The following is a 22,305-nucleotide window of genomic DNA, read 5'->3' as shown; positions in this document are numbered from 1 at the left end:
GGCAGGTTTCTCTTACGGGTCAGGGCTGTCGATGACTAATTGTTGGGTGGCCTGGGTCGTGTTGGCCAACGGTGCTCCCTGGCCGATCCACTCGCCATGGGTAGGCTGACCGGCACGGGACACACGTGCAACCAGTTGGACTTCGGCAAAGTCCGACAGTTTCATCTGCGGCATCATCGCGTCGGCATCGGACAGCTCGACCTCCAGCGGCAACTGCGCCACGGTCACCCGTTTAGCCGCCAACGGCATGGGCGGGCCATTGCTGGCACGGGCGAAAATGAACACGGTGTCGTCGGGCTTGACCTTGTCCTTGAGCGCTGCCGCCAGCTCCACCCGCACCTTCAGCCGCGCCGTGGCGACAGGTTTGGCAGCCTTGCCGCCCAGACGCTCCGCTGCGCGGTCGATGCCACCTTGCAACGCCGCGCGCGAGGCATCGCCCTCGGGCAACTGCGTGAGCAGGCGCGTCCAGTAATCGATCGCTTCCTGATAACGCTCGCCTTCGAAGGCTGCGATACCACGAAGGCCAAGGCTGGTGACCTCGTTGGGGTCGGCCTTGAGTGCCTCGTCGGTCAGCGCCTGCACCTGAGCGCTCCACTGCTTGTCGGCGGCAAAGTACAGCGCCTGGGCCCACTGCCCGAGCAACTCGGGCTGGCGACCGGTCAGTGCCACGGCGCGCTCGTAGGCCCGGGCGGCATCCGCCGGCCGTTGCTCGGCCATGTAGGCACGGCCGAGGAAGTACAAGCCTTCGGCGGAATCCGGCTGGGCTTCGACTGCACGCTCCAGGCGAGAGGTGATTTCTTCCATGCTCTTCGGTGCGGCAGCGAATTCCTGGGTGAGCTGGACCTTGTCGGCCGCACCAAAGTGCAGGTACAGCCCGAGCCCCAGCAGCGGCACCAGCACCGCCGCCAACAATGGCAAGGCCTTGCCCAGGTGCCCCTGGCGCGGCGCATCGGCACCTTCGGTGTCGGCCAGCAGTTCCCGTGCAGCCTCATCGCGGCCATTGGCCAGTTGCGTGTCGTCCAGCACGCCGGCCGCCTGCTGGGCGGCCAGCTCGGCGACACGTTCCTGGTACAGGGCCACGTTCAGCGCCGTACGGTCTTCTTCCTGCTGCTGGCGGCGGCCACGCAGGATCGGGATCAGCAGAAAGCCGAGGGCAGCGAGCAGCAGCAGGCCCGCGCTAAGCCAGAATTCAATCATGGGTCTGTTCTTTTTCCAGCAGTTTGGCGAGACGCTCGCGTTCTTCAGCGGACAAATGCTCCGCGCCCTGGGTCACCGGGCCACGGCGCCGGCGAACGATCACCGCCAGCACCAAGAACCCGCCTGCCAGCAGAATGCCCGGGCCGAACCACAGCAGCCAGGTCCGGCCACTGAGCGCAGGCTTGTAGCGCACGAAGTCGCCATAGCGGTCGACCATGAAGTCGACGATCTGCTGGTTGCTCTTACCCTCGCCCAACATGCGGAAGATCTCGCGGCGCAGGTCGGCGGCGATCGGCGCGTTGGAGTCGGCGATGTCCTGGTTCTGGCACTTGGGGCAGCGCAGTTCCTTGGTCAGTTGCTGATAGCGCTCGCGCTCGGCGTCGTCGCGGAACTGATAGGTATCGATGGCCGCCTTGGCCACACCGGCCAGGCTCATGCCCAGCACGGCGGCTGCAAGCCAGCGCTTCATGGCTTGGCCTCGTCGACCAAGCCCTGGTACAGGGGCGCCAGTTGCTCGCGCCAGACGCTGGCATCGACGATGCCCACGTGCTTGTAGCGGATGACACCCTTGGCGTCGATCAGGAAGGTTTCTGGCGCGCCGTACACACCAAGGTTCAAGCCCAGGCTGCCCTGCTCGTCACGGATATCCAGCTGGTACGGATTGTGGAACTCGGCCAGCCACTTCAAGGCAGCGGCGTTGTCGTCCTTGTAGTTGATGCCGTAGATCACCACGCCCTGCTCGGCCAGCTGGTTGAGGTATGGGTGCTCGACCTTGCACGACGGGCACCAGGTAGCCCAGACGTTGACCAGCGCCGGGCGGCCCTGCAGGTCGGCCTGGGTGAGGTTGCGATCGCCCTGGGTCGAGGCCAGGGAAAACGCCGGGAACGGCTTGCCGATCATCGCCGAGGGCAGCTCGTCGGGCTTGAGAAACAGCCCTTTGTACAGGAATACCGCCATCAGCAGGAATACCGCCAGTGGCACCACCATGATCCAACGCTTCATGCAGCTGCTCCAGACACGCCCAGGACATCACGCACCCGGGTCTTGACCTTGACGCGATAGCGCCGGTCGAAGGCCGCCAGCAAGCCGCCCAGGCCGGTCAGCAGACCGCCCAGCCAGATCCAGCGAACATAAGGCTTGATATGCACCCGCACCGCCCAGGCGCCGTTTTCCAGCGGCTCGCCCAGGGCTACGTACAGGTCGCGCGTGAAGCCGGCATCGATACCCGCTTCGGTCATCATCGACTGCTGCACGGTGTACAGGCGTTTTTCCGGATGCAGGGTGGTTACTTCACGGCCGTCACGGCTGACCACGATGGTGCCTTTGTCGGAGATGAAATTAGGCCCTTCGAAGTGCTTGGCCCCCTGGAACAAGAAGTGGTAGCCACCAAGCTCCACGCTTTCGCCCGGCGCCATGCGCAGGTCGCGCTCGGCGCTGTTGTTGCTCGACAACACCACGCCGAGGGCGCAAACCGCCAGGCCCAGGTGCGCCAGCTGCATGCCCCAGTAGCTGCGGGTCAGGCCACGCACACCTTTGGCCAGGCCTTTGTGGCGGGTCTTGTCGAGGATGTCGCGCAGGCCGCTGAGCACCACCCAGGCAGCCAGGGCGAAGGCGCTCAGGGTCGGCCAGTCGAAGTCGTCGAGGATGAAGCCTGCCAGCGGTGCCAGCACCGCACTGCCGATCAGCACCGGGGTCATCATGCTCGCCAGCCACTTGCCCGGCGTGTCCTTCCAGCGCACCACCACGCCTACCCCGAGCACCACCATCAGCAGCGCCATCAGCGGCAGGAACAAGGCATCGAAGTAAGGCGGCCCGACCGACAGCTTGGCCCCGGTCAGGGCATCGAGCACCAGCGGGTACAGGGTGCCGAGCAGGATCATAGAGGCGGCCACCACCAGCACCAGGTTGTTGGCCAGCAGCAGCGTCTCGCGCGACCACAGGGCAAAGCCCACCTGGCTCTTGACCACCGGCGCGCGCAGGGCGAACAGGGTCAGCGAGCCACCGACCACGAACAGCAGGAAGATCAGGATGAACACGCCGCGCGAGGGGTCGGCGGCGAACGCGTGCACCGAGGTCAGCACGCCGGAGCGCACCAGGAAGGTGCCCAGCAGGCTCAGCGAAAAAGCGGCAATCGCCAGCAGCACGGTCCAGCTCTTGAACACCCCACGCTTTTCGGTCACCGCCAGCGAGTGGATCAATGCGGTGCCCACCAGCCACGGCATGAAAGAGGCGTTTTCCACCGGGTCCCAGAACCACCAGCCACCCCAGCCCAATTCGTAGTAGGCCCACCAGGAGCCCAAGGTGATGCCTACCCCGAGAAACGCCCAGGCGACGATTGTCCAGGGCCGCGACCAGCGCGCCCAGGCCGCATCCAGGCGCCCGCCGAGCAGAGCTGCGATGGCGAAGGCAAAGGCCACCGAGAAGCCCACATAACCCATGTACAGCATCGGTGGGTGAACGATCAGGCCGAAGTCCTGCAGCAGCGGGTTGAGGTCGCGACCGTCGGTCGGCACTTGCGGCAGCAGGCGCTCGAACGGGTTGGAGGTGATGATCAAAAAGCTCAGGAAGCCCACGCTGATCATGCCCATCACCGCCAGCACCCGCGCCAGCATCACCTGCGGCAACTGCCGCGAGAATATCGACACGGCGAAAGTCCAGCCCCCAGGATCAAGGCCCAGAGCAGCAGCGAGCCTTCATGCGCGCCCCACACGGCACTGAACTTGTAGTACCAGGGCAAGGCGCTGTTGGAGTTGCTGGCCACGTAGGCCACCGAGAAGTTGTCGGTCATGAACGCGTGGGTCAGGCAGGCGAAGGCAAACGCGAGGAAGGCGAACTGCCCCCAAGCGGCCGGCCGCGCCAGGCTCATCCACAGGCTGTCGCCGCGCCAGGCGCCGAGCAGCGGCACGGTGGCCTGCACGGCGGCGAAGCAGATCGCCAGGATCATCGCCAGTTGGCCGAGTTCGGGGATCACCAGCGCTGCATTCATGGCTTAGCCTCCGCTTGGCCGCTTTCTTTCAGGGCCTTGGTGACTTCAGGCGGCATGTACTTCTCGTCGTGCTTGGCCAGCACCTCGTCGGCCACCACCACACCGTCGCCATTGAGTTTGCCCAGGGCGACGATGCCCTGCCCTTCGCGGAACAGGTCCGGGAGGATGCCGCGGTAGGTGATCGGCACCGACTTGTTGAAGTCGGTGACCACGAAGCGCACGTCGAGCGAGTCGCCTGAGCGCTGCACCGAGCCCTTCTCGACCATGCCGCCGGCGCGGATGCGCGTATCCAGCGGTGCCTCGCCATTGGCGATCTGGGTGGGCGTATAGAACAGGTTGATGTTCTGCTGCAGGGCGCTCAAGGCAAAGCCGACGGCCACCGCGACCCCGACCAGCAGGCCGAGGATCAGGAACAGGCGTTTCTTGCGCTGCGGATTCACAGGTTGTTCTCCCGGCGCAGACGGCGCGCCTCTTCTTGCAGGTAGCGACGGCGGGCCAGCAGCGGCGCTGCGACATTGATCGCCAGCACCGTCAGGCAGATGCCATAGGCCGACCAGACGTACAGCCCATGGTGGCCCATGGCGAGAAAATCGCCGAATGAAGAAAAGCTCATCACGCGGCCCTCCGACCCAGGCTGTTCAACACCTCTTCCCGCACCCAGCTGGCCCGCGCTTCGCGCTTGAGCACTTCAAGGCGCATGCGCAACAGCAGTACTGCGCCGAAGAAGCAATAGAAGCCCAGCGCCGTGCACAGCAGCGGCAGCCACATTTCGGCGGGCATGGCTGGTTTTTCGGTGAGGGTGAAGGTCGCCCCCTGGTGCAGGGTGTTCCACCACTCCACCGAGTACTTGATGATCGGGATGTTGATCACGCCGACGATGGCCAAGACCGCACAGGCCTTGGCCGCGCTGTCACGGTTGGTGATGGCCTGGCCCAGGGCGATGATGCCGAAGTACAGGAACAGCAAAATCAGCATCGAGGTCAGGCGTGCATCCCACACCCACCAGCTGCCCCAAGTCGGCTTGCCCCAGATGGCCCCGGTCACCAGCGCGACGGCGGTCATCCAGGCGCCAATGGGGGCGGCGCATTGCAGGGCGACATCGGCGAGCTTCATCTTCCATACCAGCCCCACCACCCCAGCCACCGCCAGCAGCACGTAGCACGACTGCGCCAGCATGGCCGCCGGCACGTGGATGTAGATGATGCGGAAACTGTTGCCCTGCTGATAGTCCTCGGGGGCGAAGGCCAGGCCCCAGATCACGCCGGTGGCCAGCAGCAAGATGGCGGAAACGGTCAGCCACGGCAGCATGCGGCCGCTGATGGCATAGAACCATTTGGGGGAACCCAGTTTGTGGAACCACGTCCAGCTTATTTTCATCAGGGTACATCCAGGGTATTAGCCGGGCTTGAAAGCCCGGGACTCGTTATTCGCCGACGCTGATCTTCAGGCCGGCCGCTATCGCAAAGGGTGCCAGGGTAACCGCCAGGGCCGTCAGGCTCGCCAGCCACAGCAGATGGCCGGTGGCCGGCATATTCTGCAACGCCGCCTGCAACGCACCACTGCCCAGGATCAATACAGGGATATACAACGGCAGAATCAGCAACGCCAGCAGCAAACCACCGCGCTTGAGGCCGACCGTCAGCGCTGCGCCTACCGCGCCCAGCAGGCTCAACACCGGCGTACCCAGCAACAGTGAGCCCAACAGCACCGGCAGGCAATGGCTGGGCAAACCCAGCATCAGCGCTAGCAGAGGCGCCAACAATACCAGTGCCAGACCGGAAAAGATCCAGTGCGCCAGCACCTTGGCCAGTACCAGCATGGCCAAAGGGTGTGGCGAGAGTACCCACTGCTCCAGCGAGCCGTCCTCGAAATCACTGCGAAAAAGACCGTCGAGCGACAGCAGGACCGCCAGCAATGCCGCGACCCAGACCAGTCCGGGCGACAAGGTTTGCAACAATTGGCTCTCCGGACCTACCGCCAGCGGGAACAGGGCCACGACGATGGCGAAGAACACCAAGGGGTTGGCCAGCTCCGCCGGACGGCGGAACAGCAGGCGCGCTTCGCGGCGCACCAACAGGATGAATACGCTCATGCCGCCCATTGCCCCAGGTTGAGTTCACGGTAACCAGAGGGTTTGCGTTCCAGCGTGTGGTGGGTGGTCAGCACGACCGTGCCGCCCTGCTCGCAATGGGCCGCCAGGTGCGCCTCGAGCTGCGCCACGCCCTGCTTGTCGAGGGCGGTGAACGGTTCGTCGAGAATCCACAGCGGCGGGCTGTCCAGGTGCAGGCGGGCCAGGGCCACGCGGCGCTGCTGGCCAGCCGACAGGGTATGGCAAGGCACATCTTCGAAACCACGCAGACCAACAGCTTCCAGGGCCGACCAGATGGCATCGCGGGTGGCCGGCTGGTGCAGGGCACACAGCCAGGTGAGGTTCTCCTCGGCGGTCAGCAGGTCCTTGATGCCCGCGGCATGGCCAATCCACAACAGGATGCTGGCCAGCGCATGGCGCTGTTCGGCCAACGGCTGGCCGCCCAGCAGGATCTGCCCGGCAGTCGGTTGCATCAGCCCGGCGAGCAAACGCAGCAGGCTGGTCTTGCCGCTGCCGTTGGGGCCGCTGATCTGCAGCATGTCGCCGGGCCGCAGTTCGAAATGCAGGTGCTCGAACAGCAGGCGCCAGTCGCGCTCGCAGGCCAGGCCCACGGCTTGGAGGTGAAAGGTCACGGTTTCGCCTTATGCAATTCTCAAGTCGCCCTCTTCGCTGCCGTTAAACTGGCAGTGGCGGACGGACGGCATTATTACATGCACGGCTTCGCTGCCAAGAGGGCGGGTTCGACAGGTTGTATACAATCATGACTGAAATCAATAGTCTCGGCGCACAAACTGCGGTGAGCGCCCAAGCGATCAAGGCGGCGATGACCGCCGAACTGCTCAGCCTGACCCAGGCGCAGCCCGGCCTGCTCAAGCCTGGCGAGACCGCGCAGGCCGAGGTACTGACACTCAAGCAGAGTGGCAGCGAGTTCCAGCTGGTGCTGCGCATTCTCCAGGCCAATGGCAATCAGGCCCAGGTCCAGGCAAGTGCCAGCCAACCGCTTGCGCCGGGCAGCCAGGTCACGGTGAGCCAGCCACAAAGCGATCGCCTGGCGGTGATGGTGCAACAGGCCAGCGCCAGCAATATCGCCACCCTGACCCAACTCGATACCGGCAAGGTGCCAGTCGGCACCCTGCTCCAAGGCAAAGTCCTGACCAGCCAGTTGCTGCAGGACCCCGGCACCGCCACCACCTTCCGCTCTTTGGTGAGCCTGCTCAACACCGCCCAGGCCGGCGCCACACTGACCATCGACAGCCCTCGCCCATTACCTGTCGGCAGCCTGCTCAGCGCCCTGGTGCAAGGCGACCAGTCGCTGCGCTTCGTGCCCCTGAGCGGGCGCCAGGAACAATTGAACGTCGCCCAGCAGCTTGCCACCCAACAGGGGCGCCAAGCCTCCCTGCCAGGGCTGCTCGACGCCCTGCAGCAACTGGCCCGCACAGGCGATGGCGAACTGCGCGGCAGCGCCGAACGCCTGCTGGCCAGCCTGCCGGATGCACGTCAGCTGGGTGATGCCAAAAGCTTGGCCCAGGCCCTTGCCAACAGCGGCACCTTTCTCGAAGCCAAACTCCTGGGTGGCCTGGCCACGGGTGTGGACCTCAAAGCCCAGCTGCTACGCCTGGTGGCACAGGTGCCCGTGGATGGCGCGATCACCTCGGCCAGCCCCTCGAGCCTGGCCCAGATCATGCCGGCCGTGGCCCGCAGCGCCCTGGGCATGCTCGAACGGGTCAGCCCGCGCCAGCCCCCCGGCGTCTTCCCCCTGCCCTCGCGGCTGCTGCAGGCCATGGAAGACGAAGGCGACCTGCAACAACTGCTGCGCCTGGCCGCCGCCGCCATCTCGCGCCTGCAAAGCCACGCCCTGAGCAGCCTGCAACAGACCGGCACGCTGGAAAACGGCAACCTGCAGACCACCTGGCAGACCGAAATCCCAGTGCGCCACGGCCAAGAGTTCATCCCGCTGCAGGCCAAGCTGCAACGCGAAGACACCCCCGAGCAACAAGCCGACCCCCGCCGCGAACAACGCGACCCGCTGGAGTCGCTGTGGCGCATCGAACTGGCCTTCGACCTGCCGCCGCTGGGGCCGCTTCAAGTTCAGGCACAGTTGACCCAGGGCCGCCTCAGCGGCCAACTGTGGGCAGAGCTTCCGGATACCGCGCGCCTGATCGACAGCCAGCTCGGCGCACTACGCGAACGTCTGCTGGCCCGGGGCCTGGAGGTCGGCGACCTGGCCTGCCACCCCGGCACACCGCCACAAGGTGCGCGCACACGCCTCGAACAACGCTGGGTGGACGAAACTGCATGACCGACAGGCAACCCCGCCAGGCCATTGCCCTGAGCTACGACGGCCAGCAAGCCCCGACCTTGAGCGCCAAGGGCGACGACGAGCTGGCCGAGGCCATCCTGGCCATCGCCCGTGAGCACGAAGTGCCCATCTACGAAAACGCCGAGCTGGTGCGCCTGCTAGCGCGCCTGGAGCTGAGCGACCAGATCCCCGAGGCGTTGTACTTGACCATCGCCGAAATCATCGCCTTCGCCTGGCACTTGCGCGGCAAGGTGCCGGCAGGCTTCAACGAACAACCCTGCAGCCCGCAAGACATCACACCGGGGCAACTGCTCCTGCCACCCGGGTCGAGCACTATCTAGCACCCTGCGCCGGGGCAGGCACTGAAAGCTTGGGCTTTCTCAAGCCACAGGAAGCTGCCCCCGATGAACTTTATCCCCCCGGAAAACCTGCGCCTGGCGCGCGAGGCGTTGGTCGGCCTGCCGCGCCCAGACAGCCTGGCGCGCCAGTTGCTCAATGAATGGCTGAAAAAGCAAGGCGTGGCTCTGCCACCTGAGAGCATCGACGTCGTGACCCTTCACTATCAGCTCGAACGCCAGCAGGATGACGCTGGCAAGCCGTTCGTGCGTGAAAATGCGGTGATCATGCAGCGCATGAGCCTGATCGAAGCCCTGCTGGGCAACTGGCAAGGCGAATCTACCGCAACATTCGGCGGTTTTCACTTCGGCGACTGGGCCGGTATCGCGCCCTCGAGCAGCGTCAACCTTGTGACCCGCCTCAAGCCGCTCGACCTGTTCTCCAATGGCTCGCCATTCATAGTCTTCAACGGCCTGTACCAGCGCACCGAGCCTGCCAGCTATGGGCCACACAACCGGGTGCAGATCCGTGCCGAGGACTTTCAGTCGTTCATCTGGGGCTTGCACCTGCACAACCGCTACAAGACCAGCCTCGATGACTACTGGAACACGCATCTGACGCTCTATCAGCGGGGCCTGAAGATCAGTTTCATTGCCGCCTGCAACAAGCAGTTGCTCGAAGGCAGCCTCTGCGAACAGGCCAAGCGCCTCGCCTGGCAGGCCGCCGATCTGATCCCCCGAAGCCCCTCAACCCAGGTCTCGATGCTCAATGTCTATGGGTATGCTTCGTCCTCGATACTTTGTATCCGCGACACGGCATCTGGGCTCACCCTGCTCTACCTGCCAGGCAACACATCGCCGTTCCACGAATTCATTGAGCGAAAGGCCATGAAGGCGTGGTTCGCCGAACAGTGCCAGAACCCGAGCAAGCGTCAGGCACTGCTACAGGCCTTCAGCCCCCTGGACTGGCCCGATGGATTGGACTTCAGTGGCGTGCGAACCGCGTTGACCGGCCTTGGACGCTTTCCCGCCGCGCACCATTTCCCGGTCAACCACCCAGGGTTCGCCACCAGCGGGATCTGGGATCCACAGGCTATCGTCGACTTCCAACCCGATAAATACAGCCCGCACATCGGTGACGACCTGTTTCATTACCTGGCCCGACTTCAGAAGCAGCGCAGCTACCAGGATGCCAACAGTCAGATCACGACCAATCATCAGATCGACAAGGCCCAATGGGTCAGCTTCCTCAACCTGGCCATGACGATCGCAGCGCCACTGGTGCTGGTGGTGCCAGAGCTGACGCCCATGTTGGTGATCGGCGGCCTGGCCCAGTTCAGCCTGGGCATGGACCGGGTGGTCAATGGTCGCAGCCTGGAAGAGAAGGCCGAGGGTGTGACGGATCAGGTCTATGGGCTGTTCAACGCGGTGCCGACGGCGATCAATCTGGCGCGCGCCTCGCGCGACCTGTTCAGTTGGTGCCGCCCTGATTTCGCCGTGCCGTCGCGCCTGCGAAGTCTGATGAACCAAAGCACGCCGGACGAAGCTGATGCGATCGAGATGCAACCGGCGCAAAGCGCCTTTCGCCAAGCACCCCAGCTGTCCGACGCGCAATTAGCGAGCGTCGTCGCCCGTGTCGATGCAAGCTTGGAGCACCGTTTCATCGGTTACTTTCACGATGGCCAGGAGATTGTTTCCGAGTGGGTCAAATACGAAATATCGAGCAACAGCTTCATCAGGACCCGCGATGCGTTGCTCGCCCAGCCGCCCCGCTGGGTACCCGGAGGCGATGCCCTCGTGCCCCTTGAAGCGCCCGAGCGCCTGGTTTCCAATGCCCAGCGCATGGCCACATTGCGCACGTTGGGCATAAATCTGCAGTTGCCGATCAAACTGGCGGCCTACGACTTGCTGCAGTGCACGCCTATACCTCGGCTGATCACCAGTGTGTGGGTCGGTGACCGCCTGATCGCGGGTGAATTTCTCGACAGCCTGGTGCATAACGCCCAAGCAGCCAAGGACAGCGGCTACCGTTTCCAGCTCTTGCTGTCGCGCATGAACCGTGGGGCCTACGAGGCCAATTTCGCGCAACTGACGGACAAGGCCCCAGCCCTCGAGGTGTTGCCTCTGGAGGATCAGTCCTTCTACCAAACCTTCCTCAAGTCGCCCTTCTATCACCAGTACCAGTCGGCGATCGAGGGCAACGGTGGCACCGCTACCAACTTCAGCTCAGCCAGCGACATCCTGCGCTACCGCGTGCTGCACCACTTCGGCGGGCTGTATCTGGATGCCGATGACCGGTTGCTGGTGACCGTGCATAACCAACAATCCCATGTGCCGCTGCTGGACACCGAACTTAGCACCACCCAAGACGGCCTGTTGCTGGCCCCGCCGGTTTCCAACGACCAGTTGGGCATGTACATCAAGTACAACACCAGCATGATTGGCAGCCACGCAGGCAACCCGACTCTGGACACTATCTCCTACGAGATGCGCCGCCGTTTCGACCTTGCCGCGGACTTCTACCAGCACCGCCCTGACCCGACGAACGCGCCGACCGCCTTTTCCACCTACACCCGGCGCCTGAGCCAGCTGACCGGCCCGGGCATGCTCAACGAGGTCATCGACCAGCACCTTCCTTGGCTTTCACAACTGCGCGAGATCTGCAACCTGCTGGCCTCCCCCATCCATGACATCCGCCAGACCGTGGACCTGAGTGAGTTCATGCAGCGGATACATGCCTACGCGCCGCTTGACCGAGTGGCTCGGATTGGCCAGGCCCATAGCTGGCTTCACCTGTAAGGGCATTCACAGTGGTGGCTGCAGTATGTACCGCTGGGCCATCACCGCATTGGTAAACCCTTGCACTCCTTCCAAGACCAGGTGACCCCATGCCAACCTCCTATGTGAACGCCACTGGCGTGCAATTCGTTCGCAACCTGCTGGCCCATCTCCCCAGGCCCGACCTCGAAGCCGGTCGCCAGATCGGCGAGTGGGCGAACACCCAGCAAGGGCTGGAACTCGACCCTGCGAACACTGACGTCGTGACCCTGCACTACCGTGGCCAGAAGGCCGTGGTCGTCAACCGCCTGTCACTGATCGAGGCCGTGCTCACGGACTGGCAGGGCGAGTCGAGCAACAACCTGATCGGTGGATTGATCGGCGCACCCTGGGCGGGCTATTTTCCGCAAGGGCCCCTGCACATCGTCGAAGCCCTGCCGCCACCTGGCGCCCTGCACAGTGGCGCCGACTATTCGGTATTCAACGGCCTGTTCCGCAAGACCAATCCTCCTCGCTACGACGCCAGCACCCATCTTCAGATACCTGCCGAGGCCTTGCAGCGTTTCATCTGGGAGCTCGACTTCCACACCCGCTTCAAAACCATGCTGGACAGCTACTGGAATGAGCACACCCAAGACCACTGCCTGGCAGCCAAGATCAATTTCATCGCAGCCTGCAACAAGCAGGTGAGCCAGGGTTCGCTCAGCGAGCAAGGGCGCGCGCTGGCCTGGCAGGCCGCAGGGCTGTCGAAGCGCTCGGATGGCCTGAAGATCCGCCCGTTGAACATCTACGGCTATGTCGCCACCGATGTGTTGTGCATCGCCGACAGGGCCACACCGGGTGTGTTGTTGTACATACCGGGCAATGCGTCGCCCATGCATACGTTTGAAAGCATGGAGGCCATGAAGGACTGGATTGCAGCGCAATGTCGAAACAAGGACACCCGCCAGGCCCTGCGCAGCCATTTTCGCCTCGCCGACACCCCGGACGGTCTGGATTTCAGCGGCCTGGACACAGCGCTTGAAGGCTTGGCGACCTATCCGGACATCCCTCATCTTTCGCCCAACCGACCCGGCTTCACCACCGATGGTCGATGGTCCCCGCACGATTACGTGAACTACCGCGCCAACACGTACAGCCCGAGCATCGATGGCGACATTTTCCAGGCCCTCTGCCAATACCAGCGCCAGCGCAGCCTGGATGATGCCGACTTCATCATCACCCGCAACAGTGACGTGACCAAGGCCAAATGGCGCGGCTACGTGAGCACCACCCTCACTATCCTGGCACCCCTGGCGCTGGTGGTGCCGGAGTTGGCGCCGCTGTTCGCGCTTGGCGGCCTCGCCCAGTTCGGGCTCGGCGTCGATCAGGCCGTCAATGGTAAGTCGCTGGATGCCAAAGCTGACGCTGTCGGCAACATCGAATTCGGCCTGCTCAATGCCTTGCCGCTGGCAGCGCAAGCAGGCCTGAAGGCGACCGAGCTTTTCAGTATCAAGCGCGACGGCTTCGTGTTTCCCACCTGGGTCAACGAACGCTGGGGATACCCGCTGAGCCCGGTTTCACCGCCACACCTCCCCGAACTGGATGTCGCGGACTACTTCGTCATCAACGACGCCATCGCGCCTTTACCCGGTGGCGATCCTGCCGTGGCCGAGTCGGTGATACGTCAACCGCTGTACAACGGTGAACTGGACGAACTTCAAGCCTCCAGTGGCGGGTATGGCTTCAATGTGATGTATGACATGGAGCATGACGCATTCATCGCCGACATTGACGCCAACGCTGTGATGCCAACCTTCTACATTGCCAAGGACGGCAACATGGACCTCACGCCTATCGATGCCATGGCGCGCCCGGTCACGGACCCTATGCGCATGAGAACCCTGCGCTCGCTAGGGGTCGATCTGCCTCTGCCGGTCGAGCTGCCCACACTGGAAACCGAGCGGCTGCAAGCGATCCCCAAGCGCATTTCCTCGATCTGGGTGGGCAACAAGGTGATCGACGCCAAGTTGCTCGATAACTTGGCAGCAAACGCACGAAGGCTGGCCGGTAGCGAATACCGCTACCGGCTGTTCCTGTCCAATACGTCGCCCGAGGCGTTCGCCGAGAACACCCGATTACTGGCCGAACAGGCGCCAGGCGTGGAAGTGCTCACACTTGAGGAGCATGCGTTCTATGCATCGTTCAGGGAAAGCCCGTACTTCACGCAATACCAGCATGCAATCGACGGTAACGGTGGCGTTGCCAGCAACTTCTCGTCAGCCTCGGATGTGCTGCGCTACCCGCTGCTGGACCACGAAGGCGGGCTGTACATGGACATCGACGATACGCTCCTGGGCGCTCACGAAGACCCGCTGCGTGATCCGCAGCAACCCGCACCTCAGGACATGGCGGCCATCGACAACCTGACACTGGCCACCACACCGGAGGGCCTGTTGCTGCCACCGCCCATGAGCAACCAGAAGCTGACGATGAACTGGGAATACAACACCAGCCTGATCGGCAGCCACCCCGGCAACCCTACGCTGCGAGCGATCTCGGATGAAATGCACACCCGCTATCTGGCAGAGCCTGATTTCTATGATAGCCGGCCAGACATTGCCAGCGATTCGCGCGGGTTCTATCTGTATGCCGCGCGCCTGAACCGGATGACCGGACCACGCTTGCTCACCGATGTCGTGGAGCGGCAACTGCCGGGGTTGGGTACATTGCGGCAGATATTCAACCTGTATGCGATGCAACTGCTCAACGGCGATCTGTTCATTCCCAGGCAGGCTTTCAGCCAGTCCTGGCGCGCGCACCTGCCGTTGAACCGCATCGCCAGAACTGGCGGCAACCACTCCTGGACCACCACCTGAAGCACAGCCCGGGCCGCCAAGCGGCCCGGCACTGCTGTCACTCGCTGCGGTGCAACTTGCTCATCAGCTCCGCCTCGGCCTGGGTCAGCCCACAGGTCTCGGTCAGCTCTGCCACGCTGGCGCCCATCCCCACCAGCCTGGCGGCCTGGGTGAAAGTGACATTGCTCGGGTCGCGCTGTTCCAGGCGTTCCAGCCGGTCCGGCAGGGTCGACACCGTCGCCCGCAACTCATGAATGGCATCACCCATGCGCACGGTGCCGTTTTGATAGTCCTCCAGGCTCTTCGCCAGGTCCTTGATGCGCTGGTCACGCAGCGCATCACCGACCGCCTGCTGGGCGGCCAGTTCGCGCTGGCGCTTGCTGTAGTTGAGGAAGAACCACAGGCTCAGCGCCCAAAGCAGCGCCAGGAAGATGACAGCAACCTCGAAGATCAACTCAGATGTTCTCCAGCTCGGACCACTCTTCCTCGGTCATCATCTTGTCCAACTCGACCAGGATCAGCAGCTCACCGTTCTTGTTGCACACGCCCTGGATGAACTTGGCCGATTCTTCGTTGCCGACGTTCGGTGCGGTTTCGATCTCCGACTGGCGCAGATAGACCACCTCGGCCACGCTGTCGACCAGGATGCCGACCACCTGCTTGTCCGCCTCGATGATGACGATACGGGTGTTGTCGGTCACATCCGATGGCATCAGGCCGAAGCGCTGACGAGTGTCGATCACCGTCACCACGTTGCCGCGCAGGTTGATGATGCCCAGCACGTAGCTTGGCGCGCCCGGCACCGGGGCGATCTCGGTGTAGCGCAGCACTTCCTGCACCTGCATGACGTTGATGCCGTAGGACTCGTTGTCCAGACGGAAGGTTACCCACTGCAGGATCGGATCTTCGGAACCTTGTGCAGACGACTTTTTCATTCCCCTAGCCCTCAAATGCCGCCAATGGCGGTGTGTTCGCAGTTATTTGTGTTTGCCGTGCAGCTGCTTGACCGCGCCGCTGGCGATCAATTCGGCCAGTTCGGCAACGTCGAGCAGTGCACACATGTGTTCGATGACCGTGCCGGCCAGCCACGGGCGTTGGCCCCGCTGGCTGCGCCATTTGATTTCCGACGGGTCCAGGCGCAGCGAGCGGCTGACCTGATGCACCGCCAACCCCCATTCGTAGCCCTGCACCGAAATCACGTAGTTCAGGCCTTGGCGGAAGTCGTCGCGGTAGCGGTCGGGCATCACCCAGCGCGCGGTGTCCAGCACCTTGAGGTTGCCCGCCTGGCAGGTGAGGATGCCGAGGAACCAGTCTGGCTGACCGAACAACGGCGTCAGCTCCTGCCCCTCCAGGCTGTAGATCGAGCCCAGGCACACCAGCGGCACCGCCAGGGTCAGCCCGGCGACGTCGAACAGCAGGCATTCGAATGGCTCGGCGGCCCAGGCCGGGCGGCCGTCGGCCGTGGCACGTGGCGGCGGCGATTCGGCGGCCGGCAGGTGCACTTCGACCAGCGGCGCTACCGGCTCGGGCGCCTGCACCTCGGTCAGTACCGGGACGCTGGCCTCGGCCACCACCTCAGCCTCGACCACCACCACGACCGGCTCTTCAACGGGGAGCACGGTCGGCAAGATCTTGAGCTGCGGCTCAGCGAAAGGCTTGGCCGCGAGGCTGACGACCGGCGCCGGCTGGCGCGCATCGCGGGCCTGCTCCTCACGCACGGCGTCAGCGAACTCGTCACGCGCTGGCGGCAAGTCGAGCAGGTCTGCGCACTCGGTGGCCTCTTGCAGCAGGCCGTCCAGGTAAGACTGCAAGGCCATCTGCGGCCGGCTGCCGGTCTTCAACGTCATGACGCCACCTGCACTGCAGTCTTGTAGGTGAGCAAGTGCTTGAGCAGCGCCCGGTAGGCAATCACGCCGCGGCTCTTGCCGTCGAACTGCGACGGCGTGACGCCGTTGCGGCTGGCGTCGCGCAGGCGCGTGTCGACCGGAATGTAACCCTGCCAGACCTGCTGTTCATAGGTATCGCGCAACACCTTGAGGGTACCCAGCGAGGCCTGGGTACGGCGGTCGAACAAGGTCGGCACGATCTGATAGGGCAACGCCTGCTTACGCGAGCGGTTGACCATGGCCAGGGTGCCGATCATCCGCTCCAGGCCCTTCACCGCCAGGAATTCGGTCTGCACCGGGATCACCAGTTGCTGGCTGGCCGCCAGGGCATTGACCATCAGCACGCCCAGCAAGGGTGGGCTGTCGATCAGGGCGAAGTCGAAATCCTGCCACAGCTGCGCCAGACTCTTGGCGATCACCAGGCCCAGGCCACTCTGCCCCGGCGACTGGCGTTCCAGCACCGCCAGCGCGGTGCTCGACGGCAGCAGCGAAATACGCTCATCGCTGGTGGGCAGCAGCAGTTGCCCGGGCAGGCCATCAGGGACCTGCCCCTTGTGCAGGAACAGGTCGTAGCAGCTGTGCTCCAGGGCGTCGGGGTTATGCCCGAAATAGCTGGTCATCGAGCCATGCGGGTCGAGGTCGACGACGACCACGCGCTTGCCCGCCTCGGCCAGCAAGCCGGCCAGGGCGATGGTGGTGGTGGTCTTGCCGACTCCACCTTTTTGGTTGGCTACTGCCCAGACTCTCATAGGACAACTCTTGACTCATTAGTGCCGCTGAACCTCTGTGGGAGCCGGCTTGCCGGCGATCACCGGCGGAGCCGGTGCCACACACCGCGTGGGCTGCATCGCCGGCAAGCCGGCTCCCACAGAACATGCGGTGACAGAGAATTGACGAGTTATTGCCCCGCCTTGGTTGCTGGCGTTGCCGGTGCACTTTGTGTGCCAGCCCGTCGCAGTGCAGCGTCCGGGGTGGCATTGGCGCTGCCGGTGCCGGTCAGGCTGCGGCGTACTTCAAGGTTGCGCGAAATCACCAGCACCACTCGGCGGTTGCGCGCACGGCCATCGGCGGTGTCGTTGCTGGCCACCGGTTGGTATTCGCCATATCCCACCGACGCCATGCGCCCAGGGTTCACCCCGTTCATCGCCAGCAAGCGGACGATGCTCGCCGCCCGCGCCGACGACAGCTCCCAGTTGGTCGGGTACTGCGCGGTGCGGATCGGCAGGTTGTCGGTGAAGCCCTCCACATGCACCGGGTTGGCGAACGGTTTGAGGATGTTCGCCACCTTCTCGATGATGTCGAACGCCTTGTCGCTGGGCATGGCGTCGCCGCTGCCGAACAGCAGCGAGGAGTTGAGCTCGATCTCGACCCAAAGCTCGTTGCCACGCACGGTCATCTGGTCCGACTTGATCAAGTCGCCGAAGGCATCACGCACGTCGTCGCTGATGGTCTTGAGTGGGTCGACATTGGTCTGTGCCAGGCCCGCGTCGGTTTGTTCGCTGTCCTTGATCAGCGGCTCGGCCGGCTTGACGCTCAGCGGCTGCTCGTCGCCGATGGGGATCGGCTTCATGCTTCGCTCGGGGTCGTTGAACACCCCCAGCAGCGCTTGCGAGATGACCTTGTACTTGCCCTCGTTGATCGAAGAAATCGAGTACATGACCACGAAGAACGCGAACAGCAAGGTGATGAAGTCGGCATAGGACACCAGCCAACGCTCGTGATTCTCATGTTCTTCGGTGTGACGACGGCGACGCATGGGCTACTCCATGAAGCCTTGCAGCTTCAGCTCGATCGAGCGCGGGTTCTCGCCTTCGGCGATCGACAGCAGGCCCTCGAGAAGCATTTCGCGGTAGCGCGACTGGCGCAGCACGATGGCCTTGAGCTTGTTGGCGATCGGCAGCAGGATCAGGTTGGCACTGGCCACGCCGTAGATGGTCGCGACGAAGGCCACGGCAATGCCGTTGCCCAACTGCGAGGGGTCGGCCAGGTTGCCCATCACATGGATCAGGCCCATCACCGCACCGATGATGCCGATGGTCGGCGCATAGCCGCCCATGCTCTCGAACACCTTGGCGGCGTGGATGTCGCGGCCTTCCTGGGTCAGGAAGTCGACTTCCAAAATGCTGCGGATCGACTCCGGCTCGGCGCCATCGACCAGCAGTTGCAGGCCCTTGCGCGCATACGGGTCTGGCTCGGCATCGGCCACGCCCTCCAGGCCCAACAGGCCTTCCTTGCGCGCCGTCAGGCTCCAGTTCACCACCCGATCGATACCACCGGCCAGGTCCACCCGCGGCGGGAAGATGATCCAGCGCAGAATCTGCAGGGCACGCTTGAACGACGGCAGCGGCGACTGCAGCAAGGCCGCCGCCAGGGTGCCGCCGAGCACGATCAGCGCCGCCGGGCCATTGATCAGCGCACCGACATGGCCACCTTCGAGGAAGTTGCCGCCGACGATGGCGACGAAGGCCAGGATCAGGCCAATCAGGCTAAGGACATCCATCAGACGCAGGCCTCTACCAGGTGCTTGCCGATCTCGTCCAGGCTGTACACCGCGTCGGCCAGGTTGGCCTTGACGATGGCCATGGGCATGCCATAGATCACGCAGCTTGCCTCATCCTGGGCCCACACCGTACTGCCGCCCTGCTTGAGCAGCCGCGCGCCTTCGCGGCCATCGGCGCCCATGCCGGTGAGCACCACCGACAGCACCTTGTCGCCATACGACTTGGCCGCCGAACCGAAGGTAATGTCCACGCAGGGTTTGTAGTTGAGACGTTCGTCACCGGGCAGGATCTTCACCGTGCCACGGCCGTCGATCATCATCTGCTTGCCACCGGGGGCCAGCAGCGCCAGGCCTGGTCGCAGCACGTCGCCGTCCTCGGCTTCCTTGACGCTGATCTTGCACAGCTTGTCGAGGCGCTCGGCAAAGGCCTTGGTGAACGCTGCGGGCATGTGCTGGATCAGCACGATCGGCGCCGGGAAACTGGCCGGCAGCTGGGTCAGCACCCGCTGCAGCGCCACCGGGCCGCCGGTGGAAGTACCGATCGCCACCAGCTTGTAGGGCTTGCGCTTGGGCGCAGGCGAATGGGCAGCAGGGGCCGGTGCAGGGCGTGCAGGCGCAGCGGTGCGTGCCGGAGCCGGGCTGGCCAGGCTGCTGGCTGGAGCATGGTGCGCGGAGATGGCCGGTGCCGGTGCAGGGGCGGCAGGCTGGCTGGCGTAACCGCCAAAACGGCGGTTGCTGCGGGAAATGGTGTGCACCTTTTCGCACAGCATCTGCTTGACCTTGTCCGGGTTACGCGAGATGTCCTCGAAGTTCTTCGGCAGGTAGTCCACCGCGCCGGCATCCAGCGCATCGAGAGTGACCCGGGCGCCTTCATGGGTCAGCGAGGAGAACATCAACACCGGCGTCGGGCAGCGCTGCATGATATGCCGCACCGCGGTGATGCCGTCCATCATGGGCATTTCGTAGTCCATGGTGATGACATCGGGCTTGAGCGCCAGCGCCTGGTCGATCGCTTCCCTGCCGTTGGTCGCGGTACCCACGACCTGGATCGTCGGGTCCGCCGAGAGGATTTCCGAGACGCGGCGGCGGAAGAAACCGGAATCATCCACCACCAGGACCTTGACTGCCATAAACACTCCATTAGGCGGCGCAACCCGCCAGGGTGCGCCGCCGAAATCAAATACGCCGTGCCGCGTAACGCTTGAGCATGCTCGGCACGTCGAGGATCAGCGCGATGCGGCCGTCACCGGTGATGGTGGCCCCCGACATGCCCGGGGTGCCCTGCAGCATCTTGCCCAACGGCTTGATTACCACTTCTTCCTGGCCGACCAGTTGATCGACGACAAAGCCGATGCGCTGGGTGCCGACCGACAGGATCACCACGTGGCCCTCGTGCTGCTCTTCGTGCACCTGGCCCTGGACCAGCCAGCGCTTGAGGTAGAACAGCGGCAGCGCCTTGTCGCGCACGATCACCACTTCCTGGCCGTCGACCACGTTGGTGCGCGACAGGTCGAGGTGGAAGATCTCGTTGACGTTGACCAGCGGGAAGGCGAACGCCTGGTTGCCCAGCATCACCATCAGGGTCGGCATGATCGCCAGGGTCAGCGGCACCTTGATGACGATCTTCGAACCCTGGCCTTTGGCCGAGAAGATGTTGATCGAGCCGTTGAGCTGGGAAATCTTGGTCTTCACCACGTCCATGCCGACACCACGGCCGGACACGTCGGAGATCTCGGTCTTGGTCGAGAAGCCCGGGGCGAAGATCAGGTTGTAGCAGTCCGATTCGCTCAGGCGTTCGGCGGCGTCCTTGTCCATCAGGCCCTTTTCCACGGCCTTGGCGCGCAGGACGCTGGGGTCCATGCCCTTGCCGTCGTCGGAGATCGACAGCAGGATGTGGTCGCCTTCCTGCTCGGCCGAAAGCACCACGCGGCCGGTGCGGGCCTTGCCGGCGGCTTCACGCTCGTCGGGCATTTCCACGCCATGGTCGACGGCGTTGCGCACCAAGTGCACCAACGGGTCGGCCAAGGCTTCGACCAGGTTCTTGTCGAGGTCGGTCTCTTCGCCGACCAGCTCCAGGTTGATTTCCTTCTTGAGCTGGCGGGCCAGGTCGCGAACCAGGCGCGGGAAGCGGCCGAACACCTTCTTGATCGGCTGCATGCGGGTTTTCATCACCGCGGTCTGCAAATCGGCGGTGACCACGTCGAGGTTGGACACGGCCTTGGACATGGCCTCGTCGCCGCTGTTCAGGCCCAGGCGCACCAGGCGGTTACGCACCAGCACCAGTTCGCCGACCATGTTCATGATCTCGTCCAGGCGCGCGGTGTCGACGCGCACGGTGGTTTCCGCTTCGCTGACCGCATGCTTGTCGGCAGCAGGTGCAGGTGCGCGGGCAGGTGCGGCAGGCTTGGCGGCGGCAGGCGCTGCGGCCGGGGCCGGCTTGGCCACCGGCTGCGGTTCAGCCTTGGCCGCAACGGGCGCTGCAACCGCAGCGGGGGCCTCGGCGGTGACGCTGTCACCGGAGAACTTACCCTTGCCATGCAGCTGGTCGAGCAGCGCTTCGAATTCGTGCTCGCTGATCTCCTCGCTGCTGGCGGCAGGTGCACTGCTGGCCACCGCTGCAGCAGCAGGCAGCGCGTCGGCCTGGAAGGTGCCCTTGCCATGCAACTGGTCGAGCAGGGACTCGAACTCCTCGTCGGTGATCTCGTCGCTCACCGGCACGCTGGCGGCATCGGCCACCGGTTCGGCCGCGGCGACTTCGGGCGAAAACTGGCCCTTGCCATGCAACTGATCGAGCAACGATTCGAATTCGGCGTCGGTGATTTCGTCTGCCGAACCACTGAGGGTCTCGCCCTCGAGCTGTTCGGCGGCGGCCTCTGCCTGGGCCTTCACCGCATCCAGCGAATCGAGCAGTTGCTCGAACTCGGTGTCGGTGATGTCGGCCTCGGCGGCAGGCGCTTGCACCACCGGCGCAGGCGCAGGCGCTGGCTGGTCGGCGCCGGCAGGCTCGGCCAGGCGCGCCAGGGCCGCCAGCAGTTCAGGCGTGGCCGCGGTCACTTCGCTGCGCTCGCGCACCTGGCCGAACATGCTGTTGACCGTGTCCAGCGCTTCGAGCACCACATCCATCAATTCCGCGTCGACCCGGCGCTCACCTTTGCGCAGGATGTCGAACACGTTCTCGGCGATATGGCAGCACTCCACCAGCTCGTTGAGCTGAAGGAAGCCGGCGCCCCCTTTTACAGTGTGGAAACCGCGAAAGATCGCATTGAGCAGGTCGGCATCGTCGGGCCGGCTTTCCAGCTCGACCAGTTGCTCGGACAGTTGCTCAAGAATTTCGCCGGCTTCTACCAGGAAATCCTGAAGGATTTCTTCATCGGCGCCGAAGCTCATTAAACGTGCTC

Annotated in this window: 20 protein-coding genes and 1 pseudogene; 4 read left to right on the top strand and 17 right to left on the bottom strand. The window is 64.1% G+C overall.

Annotated elements, in window-relative coordinates; all coding sequences use genetic code 11:
• Positions 1 to 12: 12 nt before the first annotated feature.
• From ccmI to ccmA, 9 genes and pseudogenes are all read right to left on the bottom strand, one after another.
• Complete coding sequence (gene ccmI, locus KU43P_RS08110; RefSeq protein ID WP_317662146.1) at positions 13 to 1,197, bottom strand: c-type cytochrome biogenesis protein CcmI; 1,185 nt, start codon at positions 1,195 to 1,197, stop codon at positions 13 to 15.
• The gene (locus tag KU43P_RS08105; RefSeq protein ID WP_317662144.1) at positions 1,190 to 1,666 is read right to left on the bottom strand and encodes a cytochrome c-type biogenesis protein; all 477 of its coding nucleotides are present in this window, start codon (positions 1,664 to 1,666) and stop codon (positions 1,190 to 1,192) included. The genes ccmI and KU43P_RS08105 overlap by 8 nt, the downstream gene beginning before the upstream one ends.
• Complete coding sequence (locus KU43P_RS08100) at positions 1,663 to 2,199, bottom strand: DsbE family thiol:disulfide interchange protein (RefSeq protein WP_317662142.1); 537 nt, start codon at positions 2,197 to 2,199, stop codon at positions 1,663 to 1,665. The genes KU43P_RS08105 and KU43P_RS08100 overlap by 4 nt, the downstream gene beginning before the upstream one ends.
• A pseudogene (locus KU43P_RS08095) lies at positions 2,196 to 4,168 on the bottom strand (heme lyase CcmF/NrfE family subunit). Before KU43P_RS08095 ends, KU43P_RS08100 begins: the two are co-directional and overlap by 4 nt.
• Positions 4,169 to 4,179: 11 nt before the next feature.
• Positions 4,180 to 4,623 carry a cytochrome c maturation protein CcmE gene (gene ccmE, locus KU43P_RS08090; protein ID WP_317662140.1) on the bottom strand — a complete coding sequence of 148 codons (444 nt, stop codon included), beginning with the start codon at positions 4,621 to 4,623 and terminating at the stop codon, positions 4,180 to 4,182.
• A complete protein-coding gene (gene ccmD / locus KU43P_RS08085; protein WP_016393795.1) occupies positions 4,620 to 4,796 on the bottom strand; it encodes a heme exporter protein CcmD in 177 nt (58 codons plus the stop codon). Before ccmD ends, ccmE begins: the two co-directional genes overlap by 4 nt.
• Positions 4,796 to 5,560, bottom strand: coding sequence for a heme ABC transporter permease (locus KU43P_RS08080; protein ID WP_317662139.1), 765 nt, complete (start codon positions 5,558 to 5,560; stop codon positions 4,796 to 4,798). The genes ccmD and KU43P_RS08080 overlap by 1 nt, the downstream gene beginning before the upstream one ends.
• A 46-nt stretch (positions 5,561 to 5,606) precedes the next feature.
• Positions 5,607 to 6,284 carry a heme exporter protein CcmB gene (gene ccmB, locus KU43P_RS08075; RefSeq protein ID WP_411567235.1) on the bottom strand — a complete coding sequence of 226 codons (678 nt, stop codon included), beginning with the start codon at positions 6,282 to 6,284 and terminating at the stop codon, positions 5,607 to 5,609.
• The gene (ccmA, locus tag KU43P_RS08070; protein WP_317662137.1) at positions 6,272 to 6,904 is read right to left on the bottom strand and encodes a cytochrome c biogenesis heme-transporting ATPase CcmA; all 633 of its coding nucleotides are present in this window, start codon (positions 6,902 to 6,904) and stop codon (positions 6,272 to 6,274) included. The genes ccmB and ccmA overlap by 13 nt, the downstream gene beginning before the upstream one ends.
• A gap of 128 nt (positions 6,905 to 7,032) precedes the next feature.
• Between ccmA and KU43P_RS08065 the strand changes: the two genes are divergently transcribed.
• From KU43P_RS08065 to KU43P_RS08050, 4 genes are all read left to right on the top strand, one after another.
• Positions 7,033 to 8,571, top strand: a complete 1,539-nt coding sequence (locus KU43P_RS08065) for a flagellar hook-length control protein FliK (protein ID WP_317662135.1) — start codon at positions 7,033 to 7,035, stop codon at positions 8,569 to 8,571.
• Positions 8,568 to 8,912, top strand: coding sequence for an EscU/YscU/HrcU family type III secretion system export apparatus switch protein (locus KU43P_RS08060; protein ID WP_317662134.1), 345 nt, complete (start codon positions 8,568 to 8,570; stop codon positions 8,910 to 8,912). The genes KU43P_RS08065 and KU43P_RS08060 overlap by 4 nt, the downstream gene beginning before the upstream one ends.
• 63 nt (positions 8,913 to 8,975) lie before the next feature.
• Positions 8,976 to 11,705, top strand: coding sequence for a dermonecrotic toxin domain-containing protein (locus tag KU43P_RS08055; RefSeq protein WP_317662133.1), 2,730 nt, complete (start codon positions 8,976 to 8,978; stop codon positions 11,703 to 11,705).
• An 89-nt stretch (positions 11,706 to 11,794) separates the two neighbouring features.
• The gene (locus KU43P_RS08050; protein ID WP_317662132.1) at positions 11,795 to 14,542 is read left to right on the top strand and encodes a dermonecrotic toxin domain-containing protein; all 2,748 of its coding nucleotides are present in this window, start codon (positions 11,795 to 11,797) and stop codon (positions 14,540 to 14,542) included.
• A gap of 37 nt (positions 14,543 to 14,579) precedes the next feature.
• Here KU43P_RS08050 and KU43P_RS08045 read toward each other — a convergent pair whose 3' ends face one another.
• The 8 genes from KU43P_RS08045 to KU43P_RS08010 form a co-directional block, all read right to left on the bottom strand.
• On the bottom strand, positions 14,580 to 14,975 hold the full coding sequence (locus KU43P_RS08045) for a DUF2802 domain-containing protein (RefSeq protein ID WP_317662131.1): 396 nt from the start codon (positions 14,973 to 14,975) through the stop codon (positions 14,580 to 14,582).
• Position 14,976: 1 nt separating this feature from the next.
• On the bottom strand, positions 14,977 to 15,456 hold the full coding sequence (locus KU43P_RS08040; RefSeq protein ID WP_016393802.1) for a chemotaxis protein CheW: 480 nt from the start codon (positions 15,454 to 15,456) through the stop codon (positions 14,977 to 14,979).
• Between the two features lie 42 nt (positions 15,457 to 15,498).
• On the bottom strand, positions 15,499 to 16,368 hold the full coding sequence (locus KU43P_RS08035; protein WP_317662128.1) for a CheW domain-containing protein: 870 nt from the start codon (positions 16,366 to 16,368) through the stop codon (positions 15,499 to 15,501).
• Positions 16,365 to 17,156, bottom strand: coding sequence for a ParA family protein (locus KU43P_RS08030; protein ID WP_317662126.1), 792 nt, complete (start codon positions 17,154 to 17,156; stop codon positions 16,365 to 16,367). Before KU43P_RS08030 ends, KU43P_RS08035 begins: the two co-directional genes overlap by 4 nt.
• Positions 17,157 to 17,305: 149 nt before the next feature.
• On the bottom strand, positions 17,306 to 18,163 hold the full coding sequence (gene motD / locus KU43P_RS08025) for a flagellar motor protein MotD (protein WP_317662124.1): 858 nt from the start codon (positions 18,161 to 18,163) through the stop codon (positions 17,306 to 17,308).
• A gap of 3 nt (positions 18,164 to 18,166) precedes the next feature.
• Positions 18,167 to 18,907, bottom strand: a complete 741-nt coding sequence (locus KU43P_RS08020; RefSeq protein WP_317662122.1) for a flagellar motor protein — start codon at positions 18,905 to 18,907, stop codon at positions 18,167 to 18,169.
• Positions 18,907 to 20,037 (bottom strand): chemotaxis response regulator protein-glutamate methylesterase, encoded by a 1,131-nt coding sequence (locus KU43P_RS08015; RefSeq protein ID WP_317662120.1) that lies wholly within the window; start codon positions 20,035 to 20,037, stop codon positions 18,907 to 18,909. Before KU43P_RS08015 ends, KU43P_RS08020 begins: the two co-directional genes overlap by 1 nt.
• A 46-nt stretch (positions 20,038 to 20,083) precedes the next feature.
• Entirely contained in the window at positions 20,084 to 22,294 is a 2,211-nt protein-coding gene (locus KU43P_RS08010; protein WP_317662118.1) for a chemotaxis protein CheA, read from the bottom strand.
• Between the last annotated feature and the right edge of the window lie 11 nt (positions 22,295 to 22,305).

Origin of the sequence: Pseudomonas sp. KU43P, from assembly GCF_033095865.1 — a bacterium.
Taxonomy (GTDB): Bacteria; Pseudomonadota; Gammaproteobacteria; order Pseudomonadales; family Pseudomonadaceae; genus Aquipseudomonas.
Note: the sequence above shows the minus strand (reverse complement) of the source record. Positions and strands in the feature narration are given on the sequence as shown.

What these genes read in the sequence shown, in the direction of transcription:
- KU43P_RS08030 (WP_317662126.1), bottom strand. Translation starts at nt 17,156, where the DNA reads ATGAGAGTCTGGGCAGTAGCCAACCAAAAAGGTGGAGTCGGCAAGACC.
- KU43P_RS08035 (WP_317662128.1), bottom strand. Translation starts at nt 16,368, where the DNA reads ATGACGTTGAAGACCGGCAGCCGGCCGCAGATGGCCTTGCAGTCTTAC.
- KU43P_RS08050 (WP_317662132.1), top strand. Translation starts at nt 11,795, where the DNA reads ATGCCAACCTCCTATGTGAACGCCACTGGCGTGCAATTCGTTCGCAAC.
- ccmI (WP_317662146.1), bottom strand. Translation starts at nt 1,197, where the DNA reads ATGATTGAATTCTGGCTTAGCGCGGGCCTGCTGCTGCTCGCTGCCCTC.
- KU43P_RS08080 (WP_317662139.1), bottom strand. Translation starts at nt 5,560, where the DNA reads ATGAAAATAAGCTGGACGTGGTTCCACAAACTGGGTTCCCCCAAATGG.
- KU43P_RS08060 (WP_317662134.1), top strand. Translation starts at nt 8,568, where the DNA reads ATGACCGACAGGCAACCCCGCCAGGCCATTGCCCTGAGCTACGACGGC.
- KU43P_RS08105 (WP_317662144.1), bottom strand. Translation starts at nt 1,666, where the DNA reads ATGAAGCGCTGGCTTGCAGCCGCCGTGCTGGGCATGAGCCTGGCCGGT.
- KU43P_RS08010 (WP_317662118.1), bottom strand. Translation starts at nt 22,294, where the DNA reads ATGAGCTTCGGCGCCGATGAAGAAATCCTTCAGGATTTCCTGGTAGAA.
- KU43P_RS08015 (WP_317662120.1), bottom strand. Translation starts at nt 20,037, where the DNA reads ATGGCAGTCAAGGTCCTGGTGGTGGATGATTCCGGTTTCTTCCGCCGC.
- KU43P_RS08040 (WP_016393802.1), bottom strand. Translation starts at nt 15,456, where the DNA reads ATGAAAAAGTCGTCTGCACAAGGTTCCGAAGATCCGATCCTGCAGTGG.
- KU43P_RS08020 (WP_317662122.1), bottom strand. Translation starts at nt 18,907, where the DNA reads ATGGATGTCCTTAGCCTGATTGGCCTGATCCTGGCCTTCGTCGCCATC.
- motD (WP_317662124.1), bottom strand. Translation starts at nt 18,163, where the DNA reads ATGCGTCGCCGTCGTCACACCGAAGAACATGAGAATCACGAGCGTTGG.
- KU43P_RS08100 (WP_317662142.1), bottom strand. Translation starts at nt 2,199, where the DNA reads ATGAAGCGTTGGATCATGGTGGTGCCACTGGCGGTATTCCTGCTGATG.
- ccmB (WP_411567235.1), bottom strand. Translation starts at nt 6,284, where the DNA reads ATGGGCGGCATGAGCGTATTCATCCTGTTGGTGCGCCGCGAAGCGCGC.
- ccmD (WP_016393795.1), bottom strand. Translation starts at nt 4,796, where the DNA reads ATGAGCTTTTCTTCATTCGGCGATTTTCTCGCCATGGGCCACCATGGG.
- KU43P_RS08055 (WP_317662133.1), top strand. Translation starts at nt 8,976, where the DNA reads ATGAACTTTATCCCCCCGGAAAACCTGCGCCTGGCGCGCGAGGCGTTG.
- KU43P_RS08065 (WP_317662135.1), top strand. Translation starts at nt 7,033, where the DNA reads ATGACTGAAATCAATAGTCTCGGCGCACAAACTGCGGTGAGCGCCCAA.